General features: G+C 66.8%; 7 protein-coding genes. All 7 read right to left on the bottom strand.

Annotated features, from left to right (window positions below):
* Positions 1–169 precede the first annotated feature (169 nt).
* On the bottom strand, positions 170–1,483 hold the full coding sequence (locus I8J34_RS20270; RefSeq protein WP_214363455.1) for an OmpP1/FadL family transporter: 1,314 nt from the start codon (positions 1,481–1,483) through the stop codon (positions 170–172).
* Between the two features lie 114 nt (positions 1,484–1,597).
* Positions 1,598–2,002, bottom strand: coding sequence for an acyl-CoA thioesterase (locus I8J34_RS20265; RefSeq protein ID WP_214363454.1), 405 nt, complete (start codon positions 2,000–2,002; stop codon positions 1,598–1,600).
* Between the two features lie 21 nt (positions 2,003–2,023).
* Positions 2,024–4,003: a 3-hydroxyacyl-CoA dehydrogenase NAD-binding domain-containing protein gene (locus I8J34_RS20260; RefSeq protein WP_214363453.1), complete on the bottom strand. Its 1,980-nt coding sequence runs from the start codon at positions 4,001–4,003 to the stop codon at positions 2,024–2,026.
* 43 nt (positions 4,004–4,046) lie between these two features.
* Positions 4,047–4,988: a DegV family protein gene (locus I8J34_RS20255; RefSeq protein WP_214363452.1), complete on the bottom strand. Its 942-nt coding sequence runs from the start codon at positions 4,986–4,988 to the stop codon at positions 4,047–4,049.
* A 133-nt stretch (positions 4,989–5,121) separates the two neighbouring features.
* Positions 5,122–6,402: an acetyl-CoA C-acetyltransferase gene (locus I8J34_RS20250; protein WP_214363451.1), complete on the bottom strand. Its 1,281-nt coding sequence runs from the start codon at positions 6,400–6,402 to the stop codon at positions 5,122–5,124.
* Positions 6,403–6,413: 11 nt separating this feature from the next.
* Positions 6,414–8,900: an acyl-CoA dehydrogenase gene (locus I8J34_RS20245; RefSeq protein ID WP_214363450.1), complete on the bottom strand. Its 2,487-nt coding sequence runs from the start codon at positions 8,898–8,900 to the stop codon at positions 6,414–6,416.
* 60 nt (positions 8,901–8,960) lie between these two features.
* On the bottom strand, positions 8,961–9,653 hold the full coding sequence (locus I8J34_RS20240) for a TetR/AcrR family transcriptional regulator (RefSeq protein WP_214363449.1): 693 nt from the start codon (positions 9,651–9,653) through the stop codon (positions 8,961–8,963).
* Positions 9,654–9,768 lie beyond the last annotated feature (115 nt).

The raw sequence follows: 9,768 nt of genomic DNA, 5'->3' as shown, positions 1-9,768 counted from the left end.
GTTTATGCTCCACGCTTCCTTCCCACGCTCGGTCGCCCTCGCGCAGTTGCGCTTCACTTCGTTCGCTGTGATCAACTTACGGCGGGACTTGCACCCGCAGGAGTGCGCCCATGCTGGGCGCACAAAGAAAAACGGCGCGACTCTCGCCGCGCCGTCGATCCGAAGCGGATCAGAACGCCATGGAGTACTGGGCGCCGAGGATCCAGACACTGGAGTCGTAGGTGCCGCGCACCAGGCCCCGACCGGCTGCCTGCTGGTCATTGTTGATCTTGGTTTCCGGCACAAAGAGATAGGACACGCCAAGGTCCAGGGTCGATGCCTTGGTGGCTTTCCACTGGGTGCCGAACGAGAACCAGGTCCGGTTGGCATCCGGCAGCGACACCAGCCGCTCTCTCTGGTTGCGCACCGGCGTCTGGTCATAGGCCACGCCGAACTTCAGCTTCCATGCATCGTTCAGCTTGTAGTTGGCGCCCAGCGCAATGCGCCAGGTATCGCGGAACTTGGTTTCGAGGGTCTGCGCCGTGGTGCCGGAGGCGCCACCCGAGGTCCGGACGATGTTGACCTCCTGGATGCTGCTCCAACCGGTCCAAGAAACGTCACCCAGCATCTCCCACTGATCGCTCAGTTGCTGCGAAACGCTGAGAATGAAGGTGTCGGGCAACTCGACGTCGGCCGACGCGTCGGAGGTGGTGACAGTGGCCGCCAAACCAGCGGCCGGTCCCTCCACCTTCAGCGTGCCATCCAGCTCGTGCTTGATCTTCGAGCGGTAGGACACACCAACCTTGGTGGCCGGCGACAGGGTGAACAGTGCGCCGATGTTCCAGCCCCACGCGTCGGAATCCGCCTCGAGAATGGCCTTGGTCGCCGACAAACCCGGGATCGGTGCCACACCGTTGGGTAGGACGGTTGCAAAACGCTCGTACTCCGCCTCCAAGCGCTGCCAGTTCAGACCGACACCGATCGACACCATGTCATTGACCTTGAAGGCCAGCGAGGGGTTGATGTTGATGGTCTTGATGTCGAACAGGATCGCCTGTGCTCGGCCGACCCAATCCTCGTCATACTCGGTCACCAACCCGAACGGTGCGCTGATGCCCACGCCGGCCCACAAGCGATCGGTCAGCGCCCAGGACATATAGGCATTGGGGATCGCGGCGATGTCACCGGCGTCGCCCGCATCCGAGCCCGACGCGGGAATCGACAGCGGCGTGGTCAGGAAGCGGCTGCCCTCATCCTTGAACTTGAACGACGGCTTGACCAGGTTCAAACCCGCCGACACTTCCCGCGCCTGCAACTGCGTCATGCCCGCCGGGTTGAAGAAGATCGTGCTCGCGTTGTCGGCCACCGCGGCAGAACCCGCGTAGGCATTGCCCAGACCGCTGGCATTCTGTTCGAGCAACTGGAAGCCCGCTGCGGCGGCGTGGCCGCTGCCGAGGGCCAGCAGGGCCAGGGGAACCAGGCGTGCCATGTGTTTCATTTTCATAGATGTCTCCTCACTGCGCTAAATAATGCCCTTGCGGGTCTTCCCCCCCGGTCCGACAGACCGGGCAATCACTAAAAGCTGACCACCTTGGGTGGTCGTCCTGTCGAATTCCGCTTACTTCGGCGGCAATGGCCGCTTCTTGCCCTGTTCATCGACGGACACGTAGGTCAGCGTCGCTTCGGTCACCTTGACCACCACCGGGTTTTCCGGATGCCGCTCGGCATAGACCTCGACGGCGATGGTGATCGAGGTGCGCCCCTCCTTGACGATGGTGGCGTAGAAGCTGAGCAGATCGCCGACCGACACCGGTTGCTTGAACAGGAACGAGTTGATGCTGATGGTCGCCACCCGCCCGCAGGCGCGCCGCCGCGCCGGGATGGCGCCGGCGATGTCTACCTGGGCCGCGATCCAGCCACCGAACACGTCGCCGGTGGGGTTGGTGTCGGCCGGCATGGGCATCACGCGCAGGGCGAGATCGCGGTCGTCGGGCAGGTCGCAGATTTGGGTGTCTTGGGTCATGTCCGGGTTCTCCTGGGAGCCTCAGGCGCCCTCGGGGACCATGGGCGCGACGGATTCGTCGGCGGCCGGCAGATCGCCGCGTTCGCGCAAGGTCTGGATCGGTCCGCCGGAGAAGGGCGCAAAGCCGGTGCCGAAGATCACGCCGGCGTCGGCCAGATCGCCGTCGGCGACCACGCCAGCCTGCACGCAACGCTTGGCCGCTTGCAGTAGCGGTTCGATGATACGCGCCGCCAAACCGTCGGGAATGGTACCCAGTGTGGCTTTCTGTGCCTTGCCGTCGGCCCACACGTAGAAGCCCTCGCCCGTCTTCTTGCCCAGTTTGCCGGCCTCGACCCGCTGCATCAAGCCGCGCGGCGCGGCGCTGGCCTCGCTGCCGGTGAGTGCTTTGCCGGCGGCCACGGCGATGTCGAGACCGACGGTGTCGACCAGCTCGACCGGGCCGATCGGCATGCCATACGCGACCAGTGCGGCGTCGATGGTCTCGGGCGCGATGCCTTCATCCACACAGCGCAGCGCTTCGAGCATGTAGGGGCCGAGCACGGCATTGACCAGGAAGCCGGGCGCACTCTTGACCGGCAGCGGCAGCTTGTCGATCTTGCGCACGAAGGTCGCGGCACACTTGACGGCCTCGGGGTCGGATTGCTCGCCGGTCACCACTTCGACCAGCGGCAGCATCGCCACCGGGTTGAAGAAGTGGATGCCGACCAGGCGCTCGGGCGCGGCCAGCGCGGTGGCGATGTCTTCGAGCCGCAGGCTGGAGGTATTGGTGGCGAGCACCGCCTCGGGCTTGGCGCGGCGCTCGATATCGGCGAACAGCGTGCGCTTGGCCTCGAGGTTTTCGTAGATCGCCTCGATGATCAGGTCGGCATGGGCCACGCCATGGCCTTGCGGATCGGGGATCAGCCGGTCGAGGGCGAAGCGCGCCTGCTTCTTGTCGCTGCGGAATTTCTTGTCATAGAGCTTGGCGGCACGGGCGATGGCCGGGGCGATGCGCTCGGCGGACTGGTCCTGCAGCGTCACCGTCAGGCCGCGCAGCGCGCACCAGGCGGCGATGTCGCCGCCCATCACGCCGGCGCCGACCACATGCACCCGCTTGGGCGCGAAGTCGCTGTCCTTGCCGAAACCCTTGAGCCGCTCCTGCAGAAAGAACACGCGCACCAGGTTCTTGGCCGTCGGCGAGCGGAAGATGGCCTCCAGCGACGACGGGCTGCTGGCCGGCACGGCCAGCGCGTTGCCGCCGTAGTTGGCCCAGATGTCGATGATGGCGTAGGGCGCCGGGTAGTGCTCCGGCCGCGCCTTGGCGGCCACCTGCTTGCGCGCCTTGCCGGCAACGAAGGTCTTGAGCGGACCATTCATCAGCCGCTGCATGAAAGGCAGTTGCCGCGCCGGCTGGCCGGACAGCGCCAGCACGCGGGCGGCGTTGTCCATCACCCGCGGCGCCACGCAGGCGTCGACCAGCCCGAGCCGGTGCGCCCGCTTGGCGTCCAGGCCTTTGCCGGTGAGCATAAGATCGAGCGCGGCGGCCGGGCCGATCAACTCGGGCAGGCGCAGCATGCCGCCCCAGCCGGGTACGATGCCGAGCATCACTTCGGGCAGCGCCAGCCGGGTACCGGGCTCGTCCACGCCGATGCGATAGCGGCAGGCCAGCGCCAGCTCCAGGCCGCCGCCCATGCAGTGGCCACGGATCAGCGCCAGGGTCGGAAAGCGGACGGCGGCGAGTTGGTTCATCACCTCCCAGCCGCGTTTGACCAGCGCGCGCGCCGCTTCGGCGGAGTCGATCTGCGTGAACTCTTCGATATTGGCGCCGGCGATGAAGCCGGCCGGCTTGGCCGAGGCGATCACCAGGGCCTTGGGCGGCTGGCTGGCGAGCGCGGACAAAACGCGCGAGAGCTCGTCCAGCGCCTCGGCGGAGAGCGTGTTGGTGCTGCTGCCGGCGGCATCGAAATCCAGCCAGGCCAGCCCTTCGTCTTCGCGGCGCAGGCGCCAGTGTTTGTAGGTCATTCCATTTGCTCGCGTCGTTCGCGCCCGCTGGAAGCGGGGCGCATCACACTTCATGTCCATGGGCGGCGAAGGCCACGCACAGGGCACCGGCGCCCACGTTGATGGCCGCAGTCTGGCTCATGTGCGAGACCAGCAACTCGACCCCGGCCTTGTCGGCCGCCGTTTTCAGTTCGTCGAACCCCGGCATCGCCGGCACCCGATCCACCGGGCCGCCGTAGCTCACGCACACGCAGGGCACGTCCAGCCCCCGGCGGATCTGGCGCGCCGCGCGGGCGAAGAGCGACTTGCCGCCGTTCTCGACGCCGCGCACCTTGTCCACCGGCCCGGTGTCGTCGCGATGGGCATACAGCACCGGCTTGACGTTGAGCATCGAGCCGACTGCATAGGCCGCCCAGTTCACACTGTGGTCGCCCTTCTTGGCGGCGCGCCGCATGATGTAGTAGAGGTCGTCGGCCACCATGAAGGCATGCAGACCGTCGGCCACATGGGCGAGGCGCGGGTGCATCGTCTCCAGCGGGGTGCCGGCTTCGCGCAGCCGCGCCGCTTCGTAGGCCAGCACGCCCTGCCCGGCAAACAGGGTGCGGGTATTGATCACCGTGGCGCCCCAGCCGAGGCTCAACCCGGCCGCCCGGCGCCGCTCGCGGGCGCTGCGCCCGGCCGTCAGCGCCGCCTGGGTGGCATGGGCGAAGATCGGGCTGCGACCGCTGGTGATGGTCAGGCACACCAGGTGGTCGTAGGCGGTCACCCACTGGTCGAGAAACAGCGCTTCGATCTCGGCGGCCGACAGAGGCACTGACTCGGCATGCAGCTCGGCGCGCTTGTCCTGGCGCTCGCGGTAGAAGGCGGTGGTGGCCGCCGGGTCGCGCGTGTCGACCAACTGGCGCTCGCCCACGCGCAGACCAATGGGCAGCACATGGATGCCCTTGTCGCGCAGGAACTCGCCCGGCAGATCGCAGGCGGCGTCGACCACCAATCCGATCTTCATGCGCACACCTTGGTTGTCGAAAAACGCGAGCGCCCAATGCGCGGAACTCGCCCGAAGGCTACGGCGGACGCGGAGCTTGGCAATATGCAGGGGGGCATTGCCGCCCCCCGCGCCCGACCGTAACCAGTCGCCCTCACAGGGCTTCAACCAACATGGCACCGCCCTGCCCGCCACCGATGCAGATGCTGGCGATGCCGCGCTTGCCGCCGCTGCGGCGAAGCACGTTAAGGAGGTGCAAGACGATGCGCGCGCCGCTGGCGCCGACCGGATGGCCTTGCGCGACGGCTCCGCCATCGACATTCAGACGGGTCTCGTCGAGCGCGCCCAGGGCGGCGTCGAGACCGAGCTCATTGCGGCAGTAATCGTCGTCGTTCCAGGCGCGCAGGCAGGCGATCACCTGGGCGGCGAAGGCTTCATTGATTTCCCAGGCGTCCAGGTCATTCAGCCCGAGGCCGTGGCGCTGCAGGATCGGCGTGGCGGCATGCACCGGGCCAAGGCCCATCTGGTCGGGGGCGAGAGCCGCCCACTGGCTGTCGACGATCTTGCCGACGGGTTCCAGGCCGTGTTTTTCGACGGCCGCTTCGGAGGCGAGGATCAACCACGCCGCGCCGTCGGTGATCTGCGAGCTGTTGCCGGCCGTGACCTTGCCGTAGCGCTTGTCGAAGAAGGGGCGCAGCTTGGCCAGGTTGGCGGCGGTGGAGTCGGCGCGCATGCCGTCGTCCTGCGCATAGACCTTGCCGTTGCGATCGATCAGCGGAACGATCTCGTCGAAGTGGCCGGCCGCCTGGGCGGCGATCACGCGCTGGTGGCTGCGCGCGGCGAATTCGTCCATCTCTTCGCGGGAGATGCCGAACTTCCAGGCCAGGTTCTCGGCGGTCTGCCCCATCAGCTGGCCGACGATCGGGTCGGTCAGGCCTTTCATGATGCCGATCACCGGCGCCAGGTAGCCGAGCTTGAACCGGCGCAGCGCCGCCACCTTCTGACCAACGGTCTTGGTCGCGTACCAGCCGGACAGCCAGCGCACCATGGCCTCGGAGAGCAGCAGCGGCGCATGCGACAGCGCATCGGTGCCGCCCGCCAGCACCAGTTCGGAGCGGCCGGCCTGGATGTTGATGAGGGCCGAGTCGAGCGCCTGCATGCCGCTGGCGCAGTTGCGCATCACCGTCCAGCCCGGCACCTTGAGGCCGCAGCCCATGCGCAGGGCGACCACGCGGCCGATGTTCACTTCGTCGGGCGAGGGGCTGGCGCAGCCGAGGATCACCTCGTCGAGCTGGTCGGGCGCAAAGCGCTGGCGCGACAGCAGGGCCGTGCCGGACGCGGTGGCCAGGTCGGCGGCGGCGAACGGCCCCGGCGTGTTGCGCGACTTGAGGAAGGGCGTGCGCGCACCGTCGATGAGGTACACCGGCTGATTCATGGCGGAGCCCCTCACGCGACCTTGCGCCGTGCGTTCTGGTCTTCGGGGGTGACGTCTTCGAGCGCGGCGCGCAGGCCGAAGTCGTATTCGAAGTCGTCGACCCGGATCACCTTGTCGCGCAGCTCGCCGCGACGGCGGATGGCGGCGTATTCCACATCGGTGATGACCCGTGCCTCGAGCGCCTTGGTGTAGAGCGCATCGACCCCGCCACCGATCAGCACGCCCGGCGTGAATTGCCCGGCCTTGATCGCGCGACGCACCTTGTGCTCGATCGGCTCGGCCTCGACGGTCGCCAGCAAGGCGGCTTCCAGCGCGGCGACCGGGTCGTCCAGATCGGTGCCCACGTAGGAGTCGGCCACCAGCCGGTCGCGCGTGGCGGAGGGCTCGATCAGCAGTTTGGCGACCTCGTGGCCGAGCTTGTCGGACGGCACCACATAGGGCCGGCCGAGCGGGAACACCACCACATGGCGCAGGAAGGCGGCGAAGAGCTTGTTGGGGAAGTTGGCGATCACGCCCTCGAAGGCGTTCTGCGCCTTGAACATGGCGTCCCACACCGCCCAGTGCATCAGCGGCGCGTCCTCGGCCTTGCGGCCTTCGGCCTCGTAGCGCTTGAGCGTGGCAGAGACCAAGTACATCAGCGAGAGGATGTCACCCAGGCGTGCCGACAGTTTCTCCTTGCGCTTGAGCGCGCCGCCCATGGTGCCCATCGAGATGTCGGACAGGAAGGCGAAAGCGGCCGAATAGCGCGTCAGCTGCTGGTAATAGCGCTTGGTTTCGGGCGCGACGTTGTCCGGCACCTTGACGAAGTGCGAGCCGGTCAGGCCCATCACCAGCGCCCGCGCGATGTTGCTCACGGTGTAGCCGATGTGGCCCCAGAAGGCCTTGTCGAAGGTCTCCAGGTCGTTGGCCTGCGCCGCATGCATCTCGTCGAGCACATACGGATGGCAGCGGATCGCGCCCTGACCGAAGAGGATCAGGCTGCGCGTGAGGATGTTCGCGCCCTCGACGGTGATGCCGACCGGGATCTGCTGGTAGGCACGGCCGAGGAAGTTCTGCGGGCCGAGGCAGATGCCCTTGCCGCCGATCACGTCCATGCCGTCGTTCACGGTCTGGCGCGCACGCTCGGTGACATGGTATTTGACGATCGCCGACACCACCGACGGCTTCTCGCCGAGGTCGATCGCGCTGGCGGTCATGACCCGCGCCGCGTCCGACAGATAGGTGTTGGCGCCGATGCGCGTCAGCGCTTCTTCCACGCCCTCGAAACGGCCGATGGCGGTCTTGAACTGGTAGCGCACTCGGGAATAGGCGCCGACGGCGCGCGCGGTGAGCTTCTGCATGCCGGTGTTGGAGCCCGGCAGCGAGATCGAGCGGCCCGCGGCGAGGCACTCCATCAGCATGCGCCAGCCCTGGCCGGCCATCTTCGGGCCGCCGATGATAAAGTCGAGCGGCATGAACACGTCCTGCCCGCGGATCGGGCCGTTCATCCACACCGCGTTGAGCGGGAAGTGGCGGCGGCCGATGTCCACGCCGGGGTGGTTCCACGGCACCAGCGCGCAGGTGATGCCGATGTCTTCGGTGTCGCCCAGCAGGTGGTCCGGGTCGAACATGCGAAAGGCCAGGCCAAACACGGTGCACACCGGCGCCAGCGTGATGTAGCGCTTGTCGAAGGACACGCGCACGCCGAGCACCTCTTCGCCCTCCCACATGCCTTTGCACACCACGCCGGCATCGGGGATCGAGGCCGCGTCGGAGCCGGCCCACGGACTGGTCAGCGCAAAGGCGGGGATGTCCTGCCCCTTGGCCAGGCGCGGCAGGTAGTGATTTTTCTGCTCAGGCGTGCCGTAGTGCAGCAGCAACTCGGCGGGGCCGAGCGAGTTGGGCACCATCACCGTCACCGCGGCGGCCGACGAACGGGTGGAGAGCTTGGTCACCACCTGCGAATGGGCATAGGCCGAGAAACCCTTGCCGCCGTATTCCTTGGGAATGATCATGCCGAGGAAGCCCTCGGTCTTGATGTAGTCCCACACCACCTGCGGCAGATCCTGCTTCTGGGCGCTTTCCCACTCGTCGGTGAGGCGGCACAACTCGGCGGTCTGCACATCGAGAAACTGCTGCTCCTCGTCGGAAAGCTTGGGCCACGGATAGGCCAGCAGCTTGCGCCAGTCGGGCGCACCGGCGAAGAGCTCGCCCTCCCACCACACGGTGCCGGCTTCGAGCGCATCCTTTTCGGTCTGCGACATCGACGGCAACGCCTTGCGGAAGGCGCTCAGGATCGGCCCGCTGATCCACCACTTGCGCAGCGAGGGCATGAGAAACACGCCCATGAGCGCCACATAGAGCACCAGGGTGAGCAACGCGGCACCGACCGGCCAGGCGCCGACCCAGGCCAAACCCGTCAGCCAGACCAGACCCGCCACAAACCAGGCAAAAAATGGCGCTCGCCCGTAGGCGAGCGCACCTGCCAAGGGAGGGAGGGACAGAAAAAACCAGATCATGTGCAACGTCTCCTCGTTCGGCGTGTCGCGTTCTGCTGCGCGCTCACGCCCATGCTTTCGTCACGCCGCATCGCGGCGCTGTGTGTTTTGATCGACCACTTCTTCCGGCAAGGGTGCCCGCAGGCCGCCGAGCAGGAAGGACATCAGGCGCGGCATCAGGCGCGCCGGGTCCTCGTCGTCGAAATCGCCGGCAAACAGCTTGAGCGCATCGGTGCCGGCAATCGCGTAGGACATGGCGCCCATCATGAAATGGAAGCGCCACAGGATTTCCTCGCGCGGCACATCGGGCAGCGCCCGGTACAGCGCATCCATGAAGCGCTGCACCACTTCGGCATACTCTTCGGCCAGAAACTGGCGCACGAATTCGTTCGGCTCGGTGTAGGTGCGCCCGAGCAAGCGCATGAAGGTGGCGCCGCCGTGCTCGGTATCGGCCGCCATCTTGAGCGACACGCCAAAGAAGGCCGCCACGATCTTGCTCGGTTTGAGCGGCGCGCCGCCGGCCACCGCCTCTTCCGCTTCCAGCGCGGCCAGGCGGTCGCGGTTCAGCTCGGTCAGCCGGCGCCGGAACACTTCCTGGATCAGCGCGTCCTTGCTGCCGAAGTGATAGTTCACCGCGGCCAGATTGACGCCCGCCTGCCCGGTGATCATGCGCATCGAAGTCGCTTCGAAACCGTGGGTCATGAACAGCGCTTCCGCCGCATCCAGAATGCGCGCCCGGGTGTCGGGCCCCTGCTTTGCCGTTGCCTCGCTCATGGGGATCACGCTCCTTCGTTCTAGTTGTGTATTGGGGCAGATCATCGCTATAGCGCGGACGCAGTCCTGTTCAAACGTTCGTTTGAATCATACGTTCTGCTAAAACGATGTCAAC

This window comes from Denitromonas iodatirespirans (genome assembly GCF_018524365.1).
GTDB lineage: Bacteria > Pseudomonadota > Gammaproteobacteria > Burkholderiales > Rhodocyclaceae > Nitrogeniibacter > Nitrogeniibacter iodatirespirans.
This window is presented reverse-complemented; position numbering and strand designations above follow the sequence as displayed.